Annotated in this window: 12 protein-coding genes and 1 pseudogene; 7 read left to right on the top strand and 6 right to left on the bottom strand. The window is 50.2% G+C overall.

Features of this window, described 5'->3' with window-relative positions; translation table 11 throughout:
* Positions 1–58 precede the first annotated feature (58 nt).
* From CF168_RS19290 to CF168_RS19305, 4 genes are all read left to right on the top strand, one after another.
* Positions 59–280 carry a hypothetical protein gene (locus tag CF168_RS19290; RefSeq protein WP_088212584.1) on the top strand — a complete coding sequence of 74 codons (222 nt, stop codon included), beginning with the start codon at positions 59–61 and terminating at the stop codon, positions 278–280.
* A gap of 29 nt (positions 281–309) precedes the next feature.
* On the top strand, positions 310–963 hold the full coding sequence (locus tag CF168_RS19295; protein WP_011627465.1) for a DUF2959 domain-containing protein: 654 nt from the start codon (positions 310–312) through the stop codon (positions 961–963).
* Positions 964–1,208: 245 nt separating this feature from the next.
* Positions 1,209–2,942, top strand: a complete 1,734-nt coding sequence (locus CF168_RS19300) for a sensor domain-containing diguanylate cyclase (RefSeq protein ID WP_089068688.1) — start codon at positions 1,209–1,211, stop codon at positions 2,940–2,942.
* Between the two features lie 208 nt (positions 2,943–3,150).
* Complete coding sequence (locus tag CF168_RS19305) at positions 3,151–4,365, top strand: 4Fe-4S binding protein (RefSeq protein ID WP_089068689.1); 1,215 nt, start codon at positions 3,151–3,153, stop codon at positions 4,363–4,365.
* Between the two features lie 86 nt (positions 4,366–4,451).
* On the opposite strand, the gene katG is transcribed toward CF168_RS19305, so the two are convergent.
* From katG to CF168_RS22585, 5 genes and pseudogenes are all read right to left on the bottom strand, one after another.
* On the bottom strand, positions 4,452–6,638 hold the full coding sequence (gene katG / locus CF168_RS19310) for a catalase/peroxidase HPI (RefSeq protein ID WP_089068690.1): 2,187 nt from the start codon (positions 6,636–6,638) through the stop codon (positions 4,452–4,454).
* Between the two features lie 350 nt (positions 6,639–6,988).
* Positions 6,989–8,050, bottom strand: coding sequence for a zinc-binding dehydrogenase (locus tag CF168_RS19315; RefSeq protein ID WP_089068691.1), 1,062 nt, complete (start codon positions 8,048–8,050; stop codon positions 6,989–6,991).
* 9 nt (positions 8,051–8,059) lie between these two features.
* Entirely contained in the window at positions 8,060–8,566 is a 507-nt protein-coding gene (locus tag CF168_RS19320) for a 2,4'-dihydroxyacetophenone dioxygenase family protein (RefSeq protein ID WP_089068692.1), read from the bottom strand.
* Between the two features lie 47 nt (positions 8,567–8,613).
* Positions 8,614–8,898 carry an SDR family oxidoreductase gene (locus CF168_RS22580; protein ID WP_240520045.1) on the bottom strand — a complete coding sequence of 95 codons (285 nt, stop codon included), beginning with the start codon at positions 8,896–8,898 and terminating at the stop codon, positions 8,614–8,616.
* Positions 8,899–8,930: 32 nt separating this feature from the next.
* Positions 8,931–9,419 (bottom strand): annotated as a pseudogene (locus CF168_RS22585) (SDR family oxidoreductase); the annotation flags it as partial.
* Between the two features lie 111 nt (positions 9,420–9,530).
* Between CF168_RS22585 and CF168_RS19330 the strand changes: the two are divergent.
* A complete protein-coding gene (locus tag CF168_RS19330) occupies positions 9,531–10,538 on the top strand; it encodes an AraC family transcriptional regulator (RefSeq protein WP_089068693.1) in 1,008 nt (335 codons plus the stop codon).
* 91 nt (positions 10,539–10,629) lie between these two features.
* On the opposite strand, the gene typA is transcribed toward CF168_RS19330, so the two are convergent.
* Positions 10,630–12,441 carry a translational GTPase TypA gene (gene typA / locus CF168_RS19335; RefSeq protein WP_011715535.1) on the bottom strand — a complete coding sequence of 604 codons (1,812 nt, stop codon included), beginning with the start codon at positions 12,439–12,441 and terminating at the stop codon, positions 10,630–10,632.
* Positions 12,442–13,427: 986 nt separating this feature from the next.
* Between typA and glnA the strand changes: the two genes are divergently transcribed.
* Both glnA and CF168_RS19345 read left to right on the top strand, forming a co-directional pair.
* A complete protein-coding gene (glnA, locus tag CF168_RS19340; RefSeq protein WP_011715534.1) occupies positions 13,428–14,837 on the top strand; it encodes a glutamate--ammonia ligase in 1,410 nt (469 codons plus the stop codon).
* Between the two features lie 405 nt (positions 14,838–15,242).
* A complete protein-coding gene (locus CF168_RS19345; protein WP_089068694.1) occupies positions 15,243–17,480 on the top strand; it encodes a TonB-dependent receptor in 2,238 nt (745 codons plus the stop codon).
* Positions 17,481–17,493: the final 13 nt, after the last annotated feature.

Genomic DNA, 17,493 nt, shown 5'->3' on the forward strand with positions numbered 1-17,493 from the left:
ATTGACTCGTTATCTTCGTACAATAAACACTTAATTTACAAGTCTAAGGAGTGAATTGATGTCACAACAAGGATCTGCGGGCAACGTTATCGCCGCTATCGCCAGTCTGTTCTTTCCCGGCCTAGGTCAACTGGTACAGGGACGAATTATGGCTGCATTGCTGTTTTTCGTGGTCACTGTGGTTGGCTATGCCCTCTGGTGGTTAGTGGTCCCTGCTGTAATAGGTGCTATCTTTCACCTCTGGAGCATTATCGATGCGGCGCGTTTTAAGGCCGACTAACTTCATTTGACTCAGTGACGGAATACCCAATGAAAAGATTGATCACCTCAAGCCTGATGGCGGCAACGCTATTGCTGACGGGCTGCCAGAGTGCCTATTACGGCGCCATGGAAAAAGTGGGCTACCACAAGCGCGACATCATGGTCGACAGAGTGAAGGCCGCAAAAGAATCCCAAGAGGATGCCCAAAAAGAGTTCAGTTCAGCACTCGAGGAGATGCAAGCCCTGCTCAACCACGATGGTGGCAACCTCGAAAAGGCCTACAACAAGGCCAAAGATGAATACGAGTCAGCCCAAACTGCCGCCGATGACGTAAGTAACCGCATCAATAAAGTCGAAGATGTCGCCGAGGCGCTATTCGATGAATGGCAAGCCGAAATCGGCGAGATCAGCAAAGCCAGCCTGCGCCGCAACAGTGAAACCAAGCTCAAGGAAACTCGCCGTTCCTACGAGCAACTGATGAAAACCATGCGCCGCGCTGAATCTAAAATGCCGCCCATTCTCACCGCCATGAAAGACAACATGCTGTATTTAAAGCATAACTTGAATGCTCAAGCGATTGGCGCGATTAAAGGGGAATTTGCGAGCCTACAGACGGATATCTCTGGACTTATCAAAGAGATGAACAAGTCGATCAACGAGTCGACTAAGTTTATCGAGGCCCTCGAAAACTCGAAAGGTTAATGCTCGCCGTCATCTTGCCTTGTCAGCCCCAAAGGCTGGCAAGGTCGATACCCTCCTAAACCTTTCATTACGCCTGCTGCAGGCCGCTTGCTTTGCCACGACTTCCACTCTTGTCCATCGCCATCTGATCCCGCTTTATTCAACCCGATAACATCCCCAAACCTCGCTGATTTTTTTTCATTATCGGCACGCCACTGATACTTTATGGCATACTTGTTAGCTCAACGTTAATAAAGAGAATCAGTATGGGCCGTGGGACATGGATGCGTTTAATCACATTGGGGGCCTTGCTGCTCACTTGGGTGACATTCACGGCCAAAGCGCTGCCGCCCCAGATTGAATGGCAGGAGAATACGGCCAGTCTTACTCAGTTTCGTATGGGGTATTTTATCGATACCTCGGAGAACATGCCCTTTGCCGACGTGATTCAACAACCCTTTATCGACTCCCCCAATAGCGTATCCCTCGGCACGGCTGCCATCAAAACCTGGGCAAAAATCCCCTTAGTCAACACCAGCGATAACCCGCAAACCCTGTATCTGCACCATCCTTACGCCTATCACAACCGTCAGGTTGGCCTGTACGAGATGGTCGATGGTCAAGAAACGCAGCGGCGAATACTCGACCTCGACGACCCCAGCACCTATGGCTGGCTCTATGGCGGTGCTGCGGTGTTTGAGGTCACGCTCGCGCCACTGCAAAAGAAAACCTTATACGTCGAGAGCGTATCCTTTTCTCACCAATGGTTTTCTATCGATTTATACAACAAGGAACACTCACAACGGGCGCTGCTGGGCAGCTTTACCGATATTGCGGTTATGGTGGGCATGCTGCTGGCGCTGATTATCTACAACCTATTGTTATTTATGTATTCCCGCCAGCGGGATAATTTGTTTTACGCCTGCTACTTAATCTCAGGCGGGATCTGGATTGCACTCTCCTACGGGCTGGTCGCCGAAGTATTCGAGTTTTATGGCTCGGCGAGCCTGTATTGGCACCTCACCCTGATGACTATGCCCATCTTTTTGATTTTATTTATGATGGATATTTTCGAGACCCGGCAACATTATCGGTTTGAGCATTACGCCCTCGTGTTTGTGCTCGCCCTGTTAGTGGCCGAATTTTGTTATGGGGTGGTCGACATCACAGGCGCGTTGCATTACTCCAGCAGCTTAGCCGCCTTGATGATGTTTACCACCCTCTCGGTCACGATTTCGCTGGTGATAAAACGGCATCCCATCGCTAAATATTTTCTCCTCGGCCACAGCCTGTTCGTCGGCTTTAGTGGTCTCGCGGTGATGTTTTACAAAGGGCGCGCCGAGTTTAATTATTTATCCAGTCACGGTGTTGGCGTGGGCATAATGCTCGAGGCGCTAGTGCTTGCCCTCATCATCGCCTATCGCATTCGTTTGCTCGAAGAAATCAAAGCCTCGCAGGAGGAGCTTAAACATCAAGCGGCGACAGATTCGCTCACCCAGCTATTTAATCGGGGACATTTCCATAAGGAAGCACAGCGGGTCTACATGCAGGCCAGCATTGCCAAACAGCCGATGGCGGTGATGATCTGTGATATCGACCTCTTCAAACGGGTCAACGACCAATACGGCCACCTGATGGGCGATCAGGTCATTATCGAAATTGCCACCACACTCAAACAGCATGCCCGTAAATGCGATCTTGTGGCGCGTTATGGTGGTGAAGAATTTATTATGTTGCTGCATGACGTGTCCCTCACCGAGGCACACCAATGCGCCGAGCGGATCCGCACCGCAGTCGCGGCGTTAAACTTTACGGCAGAGACGCAAGAAGTCTTTACTGTCACCCTCAGTCTTGGGGTGGCGGCCGTTGATTTTGCCCATCCCCTAGAGCACACAATCAAACGGGCGGACGATGCCCTGTATCGCGCCAAACATCAGGGCCGTAACAATGTGCAATCCTGCAAAATCAATCTGTTGGAGATGCAAGAAGGTATTAACTGACCCTGTGCAGCTAAGGCTTACAAGATCACCTACTCTACAAAGCTCACTCGGTCTATAGGGTAAACCAGCGGCTTTGTGAGCTATCGCTCGCTTTTATCACGGCATACTGTAAATATCGGATCTGCCGCACAATTTCGCTTTTAGCTCAAAAACTTATCCCGTCAGTTCGACTCAGACTGAATACGTGTATTCTATTTGCAGTATTAACATGACTTTTATTGAATCTCTTACCCTGATGTTGGCCCTGATGTATATCGCATCCCTAAGCTATTGGAGCGGTAAAAAATGGGGAGCAGTGGCCACCTTACTCCTGAGTGCAGGCGCCGTGGCGATTAGCCTCTACTGGCCTTTGGTGCTCGCCCTAGCCATTGCCTTGCCGCTGTGCCTGATTGCCAACAAGTTTGTCCCTGAGGAATTAAAGGGCGAGATAAAAATCAACACCCTACGTGAAGGCTGCCAACATCTGCTCGCGCTCTCACTGTTTATCGTCGCCATCCAATACTGCATCAATGCTATCCAGCTTAAACAAGGCATAGTGCCTTGGTTGATGCGCCCCGATGTCGTCGATGCCTTCTTACCTATCGCGGGCGGCATTGAGCTAAAAGCCATAGTGACGCTCAACCTGTGGGACCAAACCCATCCCGCCGCAGCAGTCATGCTCGCCGCCGTGCTACTCACGGGCCTACTCTGCAAACGCGCCTTTTGTGGCTGGGCCTGCCCATTAGGGCTTGCTGGCGAATATCTCTACGCCTTACGCAAGCGTTTTATCAAGGCCGAACTGGCGCCGCCCGCATGGTTAGACTGGCCACTGCGGATGCTGAAATACTTATTGCTGCTGGGGCTGTTTTACATCGTTATCGGTATGCCTAGTGAATCGATTCCCTATTATCTACAGGGCAACTACCACAAGATTGCCGACCTTAAGATGGCACTGTTTTTTGTCACGCCAGGGCTCATTACCTTAGCCTGCTTTGCGCTTATCCTCGCCTTAGCGGCGTGGCGTCGCCAAGGATTTTGCCGCTACTTGTGTCCCTATGGCGCCATGCTTGGGATCTTAAGCTTTGCCAGCCCACTCAAGATCCGCCGCAATACTCAACATTGCCTGATAGAAGCCAAAGGCATGAAGTGCGACAAATGTACCCGTGCCTGCCCAGCCAACATCATAGTGCACACCAAAACCACGGTTCGCAGCGACGAGTGCCAAGCCTGTATGCGCTGCGTCGCCGCCTGTCCTAAATCGGCGGCGCTCGGTTTTAGCCTTAAATCGGGATACAGCGTTAGCCATAAGGGCTTGTTAGTCTTGTTATTATTGGTACTCTTTGCCCTGCCACTCGGCGCCTATTTAGCTGGATTCTGGCACAGCCAAACACCGGACAGTATCCGCATGGAGCTTATCCAAGTGATTGACCGAGTGGGCCATTAATTCTCTGATTTGTTGCTAAGTAGACTTAAAAAAGGTGCAGCCCAAGCTGCACCTTTTATGTTCGCGCTAAGCTTAAGCGCTAGTGACTAAGCCAAATCGAACCTATCGGCATTCATCACCCTAGTCCAAGCGGCCACAAAGTCATGCACAAACTTCTCTTTGGCATCATCCTGCGCATACACCTCGGCATAGGCACGCAAAATCGAGTTAGAACCAAACACCAGATCGACGCGGGTAGCGGTCCACTTCACCGCGCCAGTTTTACGCTCGACTATCTGATAAAGATTGCTGCCCGCTGGCTTCCAGTTGTAGGCCATGTCGGTCAGATTCACGAAGAAATCATTGGTTAACACACCTACTTTGTCGGTAAACACGCCATGATGCGTGCCGCCATAGTTAGTGCCTAACACCCGCATTCCCCCAACCAGTACTGTCATCTCATGGGCAGTTAACCCCATCAATTGAGTACGATCGAGCATCATCTCCTCGGGCTGAACCACATAATCCTTTTTCTGCCAGTTACGATACGCATCGTGCAAGGGCTCAAGCACGGCAAAGGATTCCACATCGGTCATTTCCTGCGTCGCATCGCCACGGCCGGGGATAAAGGGCACAGTCACTTTCACTCCCGCCTCGTGGGCGGCCTTTTCAATCGCAGCGGCGCCGCCCAGCACGATTAAGTCGGCGATGCTGACTTTTTTACTTAGGCTTGCCTGCAGCTCCGTCAATACTTTAAGCACCTTCTGCAGCCGCTCGGGTTCGTTCGCCTGCCAATCCTTTTGCGGTGCTAAGCGGATCCGCGCGCCATTGGCGCCACCACGGAAATCCGAGCCTCGGAAGGTGCGGGCACTGTCCCACGCCGTTGCTACTAACTCGGATACGCTGAGTCCCGACGCTAATAATTTCGTCTTCAGGTCGACAATCTCACTGGCGTCTAAGCGATAATCCACGCTTGGGATCGGGTCTTGCCAAAGCAAATCCTCATTGGGCACTTCTGGCCCCAAATAGCGGCTCTTCGGACCCAGATCGCGATGGGTTAACTTAAACCAAGCGCGGGCAAATACCTCGGAGAAATAGGCGGGATCTTGATAAAACTTCTCGGAGATTTTGCGATACTCGGGGTCCATCTTCATCGCCATATCCGCATCCGTCATGATGGGATTAAACTTGCGATTAGGATCGCCCACAGAGACGACTCTATCTTCCTCTTTGATATTAATCGGTTCCCACTGCGAGGCGCCAGCAGGGCTTTTTTTCAATTCCCAATCGTAATTTAACAGTAGGTGAAAATAACCGTTATCCCACTGGGTGGGATGAGTCGTCCAAGCGCCTTCGAGGCCACTGGTCACGGCATTCGCACCCGTGCCTGGGCCTTTTTTATTGAGCCAACCTAAACCTTGGGCCTCCAGATCTTCACCCTCAGGCTCGGGGCCAAGATCCTGTGCCTTACCATTACCATGGCATTTACCCACAGTGTGGCCACCCGCGGTTAAGGCCACTGTTTCTTCATCATTCATCGCCATTCGCGCAAAGGTGACACGCACATCTTGGGCGGTACGCAGGGGATCGGGTTTGCCATCGACCCCTTCTGGATTCACATAGATCAGTCCCATCATCACGGCGGCCAAGGGGTTTTCAAGGTCACGCTCGCCCGAATAACGGCTGTTCGGATTTTCCGTCGGCGCTAACCATTGTTTTTCAGAGCCCCAATAAATGTCCTTCTCTGGGTGCCAAATATCCTCACGGCCACCGGCAAAACCATAGGTCTTTAAGCCCATAGACTCGTAGGCCACATTGCCCGCGAGGATCATCAAATCCGCCCATGAGAGTTTATTGCCGTATTTTTTCTTAATCGGCCAGAGTAAACGGCGCGCCTTGTCTAAGTTGGCGTTATCGGGCCAGCTATTGAGTGGAGCAAAGCGTTGATTGCCCGTTCCCGCGCCGCCACGGCCATCGGCGACTCTATAGGTTCCGGCCGAGTGCCATGCCATACGGATCATCAGGCCACCATAGTGTCCCCAGTCGGCGGGCCACCAATCTTGGCTGTCGGTCATTAAGGCATTGAGGTCGCGCTTCACTGCGGCGAGATCTAAGCTGTTGAAGGCTTCGCGATAGTTAAACTTAGGATCCATAGGATCCGTCTTCTTATCGTGCTGATGCAAAATATCGAGGTTAAGTGCCTTAGGCCACCAATCCATATTGTTGCTGGCGACCGCTGAATTTGCCCCATGCATCACGGGGCATTTACCTTGGGAGCTTTGAGTCTTGTCCATTGAATATTCCTTTACTTAGCTTGCACTAACGGGAGTAGCGCGCCCTAAAACTCTTGCTAGACACACTACGGTCGAAACGAGAGCCTTCACAGTTTGCCAAGGCTTATTGGCAATCTTGTGACAGCAGAAAAGACAAATTTGGTAACAAAGACAATGCCATCACTAGGGATTGGCCTAACAATTAACCCTAGGCTACATTCGCTAAAACACAATCGAAATCCGCTAAAAGTCGCTATTTTGTGAGCCCATGCAGGATTAAAAATTAGCCAATTGAGGATATCAAAAACGCTAACAATGAACAAAAAAGCCGCACATTAATGTGCGGCTTTATTTGATTAAGTGTCGAACGATTAGCTGAGCGTCTCTAGCTCGCCATTTCGCCAAGGCTCTATCACAACTTTAATGTGTGGATTCGGTTGCATTAATTGCTTGAATGCCCCCGATACCCCATCCATACCCACTTTACCCGTGAGCAGCTTACGCCAAGGAATAGTGCCCTGGGCTAGTTCCGCTAAACAGGCGGCAAATTCCGCCGGCTGATAATAGTAGGAGAAGCGCATATCCAATTCTTTGACCGTGGCATAGGCGTAATTGATATTGGCATTGGCAGTGTGGATACCCGTCACCACTATCGTCGCCTTGGCGGGTGCACGCTGCACAAAGCCTTCGATAAGCCTGTGGATACCGACACATTCGAATATCACCAAACGCTTACCCGCAGCAATCTCGGCGGCGAAGGCGACTTCGTCCTGCTCACTGGGGTTCACTGTGTGAGTCGCCCCAAATTCACGGGCTAATTGCAATTTATCGCCCTGTAAATCCGCCGCCACTATCTTTGTCACGCCTTGTAAGTGCAGCGCGGAGATCGCCGCCAGACCAATAGGGCCGCAGCCCACAACCAGCGCCACATCCTCGGCCTGCATATCGCCCCGATTCACCGCATGCAATCCCACGGCTAAGGGTTCAGTCAGTGCCACGGCCTCCGGCGGCAAATGTTCAGGCACAGGCATCAATAGGGCTTCATCGAGAATGAAATATTCAGAATAGGCCCCATTCACCCCAGGAGTGACTCCCACTCCCGCACCATTTTGGCTCATCAGAATGGGAACAGACGTCACCCGAGTGCCAAGCGCTAAGGCTTGATGAGTCTGTGGACCAAACTCGACAATTTCGGCACAAAACTCATGGCCGAGCATCACGGCGGCATGATTATCAACACCTTCGGGCATTACCCCAAGCTTACGATAAAAATCAAACACTTCGCTGTAGTGACGAGTGATATGAATGTCCGAGCCACAGATCCCACAGGCGAGGCTACGCACTAACACTTGGCCCGCCTGTGGTTTAGGTAGCTCGACCCGTTGCAGGCTGACGTCTCCATCCTGCATCACAATGGCATTCATCATGCTCATAGCGGGCTCCTATTCTGCATCGCTCATGCGGGCTAAGGCTCCGGGTTTGATATAACGCGGCTTAATTCCCTGCGCTTTTGCAGCCGCCAAGAGCGCCTGCTCAATCCAGCCTGCATCCATAATAAACATGAAGTTACCATCGGCATCGAAGTTAACGTTCACCCCGGTAATCACCATCACCCCATCGGCGCCTTCAGAATCCGCTGGGCAATGGAAAGTGTGGATAGAACCGCCTGGCTCATACAAGTAACTACCCGCGGTTTGCGGTTGATCTGGATATTCTAGGTAGTTCCAGCGACCCGCTAAGGTATAGAAATGCACCACACCCGTGTGGAAATGCTTAGGTAAGGTAATACCCGGCTTAAACTTAGCGCGGATCACCCAAACCCCGTTTTCAGGGTCTAAAAATAACGGGTACACATCAACGCCCGGTAAGGCATCTTTGATGATCTGTTCTTCGTTGGTGTTGAGGGTTAATAAAAAGTCTTGATGATTAATCACTTCTGGTAGAGCCATGTTTGCATTCCTCATTGTTGTTATTGTGTTGTTGGGTCGAGCTACCACTACCCCAGCAGTGGATATTTAAAGTTTTCAAAGCCGTCGGAGGCGTTCACTGTGCAGCCATTGATGCAGTTGGCCTCGTCGCTGACGAGAAATGCCACCACATCGGCAATCTCATTCGGTTGGGTAAATTCTTGGCGCATTTGTTCTTTGCGAATGTGTTCCCACAGCCCGAGCGCTTCGTATTGGCGCAGCATAGGCGTATCGACGCGGCCCGGCGCCACGGCGCAGACCCGCACACCAAGCGGCGCATACTCCAACGCGGCGCATACTCCAACGCGGCGCATTTGGTCATCATGTCGACGGCCGCTTTACTGACGTTGTAGGTGAAGGTCATTTCCGAGGCGAGCTGCGCGTAAACTGACGAGGTATTTAAAATCACGCCCCGAGTGCCTTGGGCTTGGAATTGACGGCCACCGGCGAGGATGCCGTGGTACACGCCTTTTTGGTTCACATTGGTGACAGGTTCAAAATCATTAATAGGATCATGCTGTAACAGCGGCTTAGCCAAACCTATGCCAGCGTTATTGATCAGAATATCGAGTTGGCCAAACTGCTTGGCCGCCTGCTTGACCATGGCCTCCACTTGGCTGTAATCAGTCACATCGACACTAAAAGTCGCGAGCTTGTCGCTGGGAACATCGTTAAACACCTTGAGCGCATCGATGGACAAATCGGCGGCGACAACCCTAGCCCCTTCGGCGAGCAATTTACGAATGATGGCCTGCCCAATGCCCCCGGCAGCCCCCGTCACCACGGCGGTTTTATGTAATAAACGCATAGCTGTCCTCTGTTTGTATTTATTCATTTAATTATTAAGACGATGTTAATTTAGACGCTTAATTACTCAGCATCTTGACTTTTTACGAGCCAAATTTGATATTTTACGAGTCTTATAACAAAGTGAACTAAGCGTCCCATGTACCTAGTCCGAAGTGGTGCCGTCGCTCAATTTGAGCAATTAGTCCTAGAATTGGGGCAAAACCCCATCGAAATGATCCAGCAAGCCGGGCTGCGGCAGGCGCAGTTTCGCGATCCCAACACCTATATCGCCTATCCACGCTTAGCCGAATTATTGGAAATTGCCGCACAGCGCTGCCAGCAGCCCTTGTTTGGCTTAATGTTGGCACAGCGACAAACCTTGCATGTACTTGGGGATCTGCCGATGTTGGTGTCGCACACGGCCACAGTGGCCGATGCCCTTGCCCGAGTGAATGACTATCTGTATTTACACGCCTCAGGGGTGTCATTGCAGCTACAGCCACAGACTGACATCGTGCGACTGGCGCTGTTGATCAATGTCCACAGCCCTAGCGGCATAGAACAACTGATGCAAATGAGCGTGGCGCAGCTGGCAATGTTTGTCTCGAGCCTACTCAATATGAATATCAGCAACATTCCTTTGTATTTGTGCCAGAACAAACCTAACGGTTCTGAGCCACAACGCTTTATCCAGCCAGTGCGTTTTCGCGAAGCCTTTGATGGCGTGGTGCTCAAAACCTCGCAGCTCTTGGGGCGTAACTATCACGATGAAGAGGCACTTAACCGCCACCTCCAGTCGCACCTACAATATTTACAGAGCCGCTACCCCGACAACCTTGCCGACCAAGCACGGGACTTAATCCATCGGTTGCTCCCCACGGGAGAATGTTGTATCGAACGGGTATCGACGGCGCTGGGTTTACACGAACGCACCCTACAAACAAGGCTGAAAGAAACGGAGCAAAGCTATCGCCAATTGCTACAGGATGTCAGGCAAAACATCGCCCAGCAGCAACTCAGTTATGGCACGCAAACCATCACCGAACTCGCACTGCAACTCGGGTATGCCGAAGTCGCCGTATTTAGTCGCCACTTTAAAGCTTGGACAGGATTTTCCCCTAAGCAATGGCAACAGCAATATCGTAAGGGACAAATTGAGGATTGAAGATTGAAGGCTGATAAAAAAGCCCCGCTAAGTTGCCTTAGCGGGGCTTTATTCATTCACTGGGCAGTCACTTTAGCGACCACAACCACCATTAGCCGCGGCTAGCGCGCTTACGGTCGTTTTCAGTTAAGTGTTTCTTACGAACACGGATGCTCTTAGGTGTTACTTCAACTAATTCGTCATCATCGATAAACTCAAGCGCTTGCTCAAGAGTTAAGGTGATTGGCGTAGTCAGTACTTGAGCTTCGTCAGTACCAGAAGCACGCATGTTAGTCAGCTGCTTACCTTTCAGACAGTTAACTGTCAGGTCGTTAGAACGTGAGTGGATACCCACTACTTGACCTTCGTAAACTTCGGCAGCGTGACCGATAAACAGACGACCGCGATCCTGCAGACCGAACAGTGCGAATGTCAGCGCCTTACCAGTCGCGTTAGAGATCAATACGCCGTTAGCGCGTTGACCGATATCGCCACCTTTGTGCGGACCGTAGTGATCGAATGAGTGGTAAATCAGACCAGTACCAGAAGTTGCAGTTAAGAATTCAGTTTGGAAACCGATTAAGCCACGGCTTGGGATGATAAAGTCAACGCGCACGCGGCCTTTACCGTCAAGCTGCATGTCTTTCATCTCAGCTTTACGTACACCCAGCTTCTCGATAACTGTACCTTGATGTTCTTCTTCAACGTCAACGGTCAGGGTCTCGTATGGCTCACACAGTTCGCCATCGATGGTTTTTAAGATAACTTCTGGACGAGAAACCGCTAATTCGTAACCTTCACGACGCATGTTTTCGATCAGAATAGATAAGTGTAATTCACCACGGCCAGATACCGCGAAACGGTCTGGGCTGTCAGTTTCTTCAACACGCAGTGCCACGTTGTGCACTAATTCCTGTTGCAGACGCTCAAGAATGTTACGTGAAGTCACGTACTTACCTTCTTTACCTGCGAAAGGTGAAGTGTTGACTTGGAAAGTCATGGTCAGTGTTGGTTCGTCAACTGACAGTGGTGGCAGCGCTTCAACATTACCTGCAGCACACACAGTGTCAGAAATTTTCAGCTCGCCTAAACCGGTAATAGCCACGATGTCGCCAGCGTTTGCTACGTCAACTTCGGTACGCTCTAAGCCCATGTAACCTAATACTTGGCCCATTTTACCGTTACGAGTCTTACCATCAGCGCCGATCACGGTCACTTGTTGGTTAGTCTTGATGCTACCACGCTTGATGCGGCCAACACCAATAACACCCACGTATGAGTTGTAATCGAGCTGAGAAATTTGCATCTGGAATGGACCTTCAGCGTCAGCTGCAGGTGAAGATACTTTTTCAACGATAGTTTGGAACAGTGGCGTCATATCAGTGCCAACTTCATCCGGATCTAACGTTGCGAAGCCGTTTAACGCCGAAGCGTAAACAACTGGGAAATCTAATTGCTCGTCGGTCGCACCTAAGTTGTCGAACAGGTCGAATACTTGGTCGATAACCCAATCAGGGCGAGCACCAGGACGGTCAATCTTGTTGATAACAACGATTGGCTTTAAGCCTTGGGCGAACGCTTTCTTGGTTACGAAGCGAGTCTGTGGCATTGGACCGTCAACGGCGTCAACCAGCAGTAATACTGAGTCCACCATAGACAGTACGCGCTCAACCTCACCACCGAAGTCGGCGTGGCCTGGGGTGTCTACGATGTTAATGCGGTAGTCGTTCCACTTGATGGCAGTATTCTTTGCCAGAATCGTGATCCCACGTTCCTTTTCAAGATCGTTGGAGTCCATCACCCGCTCAGTAGCTTCTCCCCGGGTTGCAAGGGTTCCTGATTGCGACAGCAGCTTGTCAACCAGGGTCGTTTTGCCATGGTCAACGTGCGCAATAATGGCGATGTTACGTAAATTCTCTAGCACGGATAAACCTCTTACCATCAAACAAAAATAGGGATATTTCAATATTCGTTATAGCAATCTACGTTGAGTCGCCATAAAAAAGCGTGACATTCTACTCCAGAGCGGCCTCGCCGCACAGGATTATTTTTGAACACTTATAAAACAATTTTTTGAGCACAGTGCTCAAAAGGTACTCTCTTGCCCAAGTCAAATAGCCTAAATGCACCGTTAATGCGCAGGCGATTCGCCAGTTTATCTTGCCATCAACTAAGCTAAGCAGCTGAATTCACTGTTTTTCACTCAGTCCTACTTTTATCGCTCGGCCCAAAGCCGCCATAATTATAGTCAATCCACGCCATCCAGCCGTGATGCGCCAGAGTGAGCCATAAAAATAAGCGCAGCAGGCATCAGTTAGCGGTTTCAGCGGATACCTTTGGCCTCAGTTTCAACAAACTCTATTCCACATTGCGAACAACGATCTTAATGATCTGATAATTAAGCACTATTCAATATAACCAGCCATAACCGCCCCGCGAAAAACAGCTTAGGTTGCCACAGTTTTGTGACATTATTGCGGGCGATTGAAATAGTGAGCTTGCACGGTTCTCTCGCCACACTAATGTGCTAAATTCGTTGTGCTTTGTTTGGTTTCGAATCTTGTCAAAAGCCAGAATTGAGATATTAATCCGGCTTGCCTCTGTGCTTAATGGGACGACGAGTTCGGGATAAATAGGCGTTGCTAGATTGCACTCAAGTTGCTTGCACTAAAATGGTGTTGTGACGGTGCGCACCAAAATGGATTAATGCACCAAAATGCCACATGCAAACGCACCAACATAGTGCAGCACGAAGTGAATTGTTGTGCACTAAAATATATAGCCTTTGATTATCAACACCTTAAATTGTTGGCATAGATATCGCTATATAGCTTGTAAGTTTGGCTCAAGCGCGACTTGAGTTAAAAGATTATAGAAGGGACATCCCTTTACCCTACCGGAGACTTGAGAATGTCAGTTGAATCAGTTTTAAAGCAACTTGAAGAATTAGAAGTTAAGTTTGTTGATTTACGTTTTACCGACACCAAAGGTAAAGAGCAGCACGTATCTATCCCTGCTCATCAGGTAGACGCTGATTTCTTCGAAGACGGCAAAATGTTTGACGGTTCGTCAATCGCTGGCTGGAAAGGCATTAACGAATCAGACATGGTGCTGATGCCAGACCCAACCACGTTTGTATTAGACCCATTCACCGAAGAAACCACTGCCCTGATCCGCTGTGACATTCTCGAGCCAGGCACTATGACTGGTTATGACCGCGACCCACGTTCTATCGCGAAAAAAGCGGAAGAATACTTACGCTCTACCGGTATCGCTGACACTGTATTAGTTGGACCAGAACCAGAATTCTTCCTGTTCGACGACGTACGTTTCGGTACTGACATGTCTGGTTGTTTCGTGAAAATCGACGCTAAAGAAGCGGCATGGAACTCTGGCACTAGCTACGAAGGTGGCAACACTGGTCACCGTCCATTCGTGAAAGGCGGTTACTTCCCAGTAGCTCCTGTTGACTCATCACAAGACTTACGTAGCGCTATGTGTTTAGTGCTCGAAGAAATGGGTCAAGTCGTTGAAGCTCACCACCACGAAGTAGCGACTGCGGGTCAAAACGAAATCGCAACTCGCTTCAACACTCTGACTAAGAAAGCGGACGAAATCCAAATTCTGAAGTACGTAGTACACAACATGGCTCACGCCTACGGTAAGACTGCGACTTTCATGCCTAAGCCAATCGTTGGCGACAACGGTAGCGGTATGCACGTTCACCAATCTCTGTCTAAAGACGGTGTGAACCTGTTCGCAGGCGACAAATACGCTGGTTTAAGTGAAACTGCACTGTACTACATCGGTGGTATCATCAAGCACGCTCGCGCGCTGAACGCTTTCACTAACCCAAGCACTAACTCTTACAAGCGTTTAGTACCACACTTCGAAGCGCCAGTGATGTTAGCTTACTCAGCACGTAACCGCAGCGCTTCAATCCGTATTCCAGTGGTACCAAGCCCTAAAGGCCGTCGTATCGAAACTCGCTTCCCAGATCCACATGCAAACCCATACTTAGGTTTCGCAGCACTGCTGATGGCGGGTATCGATGGTATCCAAAACAAGATCCATCCAGGCGAAGCTATGGATAAAGACTTGTACGATCTGCCAGCTGAAGAAGCGGCTGAAATCCCACAAGTAGCGACTTCATTAGAAAATGCGCTTGAAAACCTGCAAGCTGACCACGAGTTCTTAACTCGCGGCGGTGTATTCAGCGAAGATTTCATCCAATCTTACATTGCACTGAAATCTGCAGAAGCTGAGCGTGTAAGCCGTACAACTCACCCATTAGAGTTCGAGATGTATTACAGCCTGTAATGGCTAACGGCATCAATTAGCTGCACAAAATCTAACAGCCCCGGCAGTCTTCTGTCGGGGCTGTTTTGTCTCTATCGCACAGTGACTCCCAAGTATTCCCCTGCCTATTCAACACCTCTACACGCATACACTCCGACCTCTCGTTGTTATCTGTCCATTTGTTGTCGCCTCGTGATTTTGGGTGCGTAAAAAAGTAAAGGCTTTGTAAATTCAATTAAGAACGATTCTCGATTACAACTATAATAATGCGTCTTTTTTGGAGCTAAACACGGAATACTCCCCATTCATATTCAGTTAGCGCATTGAATTCTACCCATTAAAAACGCTTTCTGGGTCGCGAGGAAAGGCACCACAGTGCTGTCCTTTTGGCTTCTCATGTACCTGTTGTTTTTGATGGAGAATACTATGCCTAAGTCTATGGGGCCGATAAGCCTAGTCGCCGCCGCAGTTATCTGCCAACTGGGGCTTGTTAATGTGGCAACAGCCGCTGAAAACGATATGGAGCGCATGGTGGTCTCCGCCACCCGCTCACCGACCCAAATCAGCGATCTCTCCAGCACTGTATGGATCATTGATGAAGCCAGCATTCGCGAGCAAACCGATAGCGGCAAAGGAATTAAGGAAATGCTCGCCGCCTTAGTGCCGTCGATGGATGTGTCCAGCCAAGGACGCACCAACTTTGGCCAAAATATTCGTGGTCGCGCCATGGTGGTCTTAATCGATGGCGTGTCGATGAACACCTCCCGCAGTATCAGCCGTCAGCTAGACAGTATCGATCCATTCAATATTGCCCGCATCGAAGTGCTCGCTGGCGCGTCGGCTATCTATGGCGGTGGCGCACTTGGCGGTGCCATTAATATTGTCACTAAAAAAGCAGCTGACAGCAGTGATACCTTCGAAGCCGAAGCGGGATTCAAGTCCGGCTTTAATCGCAGTGATGATTTAGATTACCGCACCGCGCTGGCGGTGACTGGAGGCAGCGATTCGCTTAAAGGGCGCTTTAGTGCCGCTTGGCAGGAAAACGGCCAATGGTTTGATGGCAGTAGCAACCCTGTGATGCTGGACATTACCCAAACCGGAATGCAGTACACCCAAGGTTATGATTTGATGGCGAATATGGATTGGCAGCTTGCCAATGACGCCAACCTCAGTGCCATGGCGCAATACTATCGCAACGGTTCAGACGATGAACATGGTCTGTACATGGGTGAGAACTTCTCCGGCGTCACTGGCGATGCCTCAGTGCTAGAAACCCGTAATGGATTAGACGCTGACCGCAGCCCCGCCACCGAGCGCACTTTGCTGAATCTGTCCTACTCCCAGAATGGGTTTCTTGGTCAAACCCTGTATTTACAAGGCTTTTATCGCAAAGAGAATCTGGATTTCCACCCGTTCCCCTATGTCAATGAAACCAGCGGCGTCTACAACTTCTCAGCATCGGCTCAAAACACCAGCATCCATGGTTTGAAGGCAGTCGTGGAATCCAAGCCCGTCGATAGCCTCACTCTCACTTGGGGACTGGATTGGGATAAAGAAAGTTTTGATTCGAGCCAAATGAGTTTCGACCTCGATGCCGCCAACCAACACGGCGGCTTAGTGATGCGCGAACTGTTCACTACCGGCCGTTATGTCGACTTTTCGGTCGAATCCATTGCTGCATTTGTCCAAAGCAGTTGGGAGATGAATAGCTTTTTGGTGCTAAACGCAGGCTATCGTTATCAACACATGGAAAACAGCGTTGATGATTTTATCGGTTATAACCAACAGGTAGCGATTGCCTCTGGCAAGGCCAAGGGAGCCGATGCCATTAAAGGCGGCAGCACCGACTATAACATAGGGTTAGTCAACCTCGGCTTGGTGGCTAAGTTAAGCCAAGACCAACAACTCTGGCTTGCCTATTCCCAAGGCTTTGAACTGCCAGACCTATCGAAATACTATGGCCGCGGCACCTACAAGGCCGATGCCGACGGTTACTTACAGCTGCAAAACAGCATCAATATCAATGATACCCGTCTTGACGGGATCAAGACCGACTCCATGGAGCTGGGATGGCGTTATCTTGCAGACCGTTGGCAGGCGCAAGCCAGCGTCTATTATGCCGTGTCTGACAAGGTCATTGAGGTTAACAGCAAAGATCTGACCATCAATGTCAAAGACCAAGATAAACGCAGCTATGGACTAGAGGCACAGCTGAACTTTGATATCAGCTCCGACTGGCAAGTCGGCACCAACCTGCATCTGGTGCGCAGTGAAGTGAAGGATGAGAATAACTGGATTGATGAAACCGTCACTTATGCTTCGCCCTCTAAGGCCACTGCCTTTATTGGCTGGCGCGGCGACACACAAAAGATACGTTTACAGGCTGAGCACAGTTTCAGCGCCGAATCCGACTATCGCTTCAAAACCAACGATGGCCTAGCGAGTGAGCTTGGTAGCTACACGACGCTGGATTTACTGGGCTCTATCGATTTACCGGTCGGCACCTTGAGCTACGGCATCGAAAACCTGCTCGATAAAGACTACAGCACCCTGTGGGGCCAAAGAGCGGTGTACTTCTACAGTCCGACCTACGGTCCTGAGTCTATGTTCGACTACCATGGCCGCGGTCGCACCTTTGCCCTCAATTATCAACTGAGTTGGTGATAGCAGGCTAAAA

The sequence above is a fragment of the Shewanella bicestrii genome (genome assembly GCF_002216875.1).
Taxonomy (GTDB): Bacteria; Pseudomonadota; Gammaproteobacteria; order Enterobacterales; family Shewanellaceae; genus Shewanella; species Shewanella seohaensis.

Excerpts from the sequence above, each read along its gene's own strand:
- glnA (WP_011715534.1), top strand. The coding sequence starts at position 13,428 with ATGTCAGTTGAATCAGTTTTAAAGCAACTTGAAGAATTAGAAGTTAAG.
- CF168_RS19295 (WP_011627465.1), top strand. The coding sequence starts at position 310 with ATGAAAAGATTGATCACCTCAAGCCTGATGGCGGCAACGCTATTGCTG.
- CF168_RS19345 (WP_089068694.1), top strand. The coding sequence starts at position 15,243 with ATGCCTAAGTCTATGGGGCCGATAAGCCTAGTCGCCGCCGCAGTTATC.
- CF168_RS19300 (WP_089068688.1), top strand. The coding sequence starts at position 1,209 with ATGGGCCGTGGGACATGGATGCGTTTAATCACATTGGGGGCCTTGCTG.
- CF168_RS19330 (WP_089068693.1), top strand. The coding sequence starts at position 9,531 with ATGTACCTAGTCCGAAGTGGTGCCGTCGCTCAATTTGAGCAATTAGTC.
- CF168_RS19305 (WP_089068689.1), top strand. The coding sequence starts at position 3,151 with ATGACTTTTATTGAATCTCTTACCCTGATGTTGGCCCTGATGTATATC.
- CF168_RS19320 (WP_089068692.1), bottom strand. The coding sequence starts at position 8,566 with ATGGCTCTACCAGAAGTGATTAATCATCAAGACTTTTTATTAACCCTC.
- katG (WP_089068690.1), bottom strand. The coding sequence starts at position 6,638 with ATGGACAAGACTCAAAGCTCCCAAGGTAAATGCCCCGTGATGCATGGG.
- CF168_RS19290 (WP_088212584.1), top strand. The coding sequence starts at position 59 with ATGTCACAACAAGGATCTGCGGGCAACGTTATCGCCGCTATCGCCAGT.
- CF168_RS22580 (WP_240520045.1), bottom strand. The coding sequence starts at position 8,898 with ATGCGCCGCGTTGGAGTATGCGCCGCGTTGGAGTATGCGCCGCTTGGT.
- CF168_RS19315 (WP_089068691.1), bottom strand. The coding sequence starts at position 8,050 with ATGAGCATGATGAATGCCATTGTGATGCAGGATGGAGACGTCAGCCTG.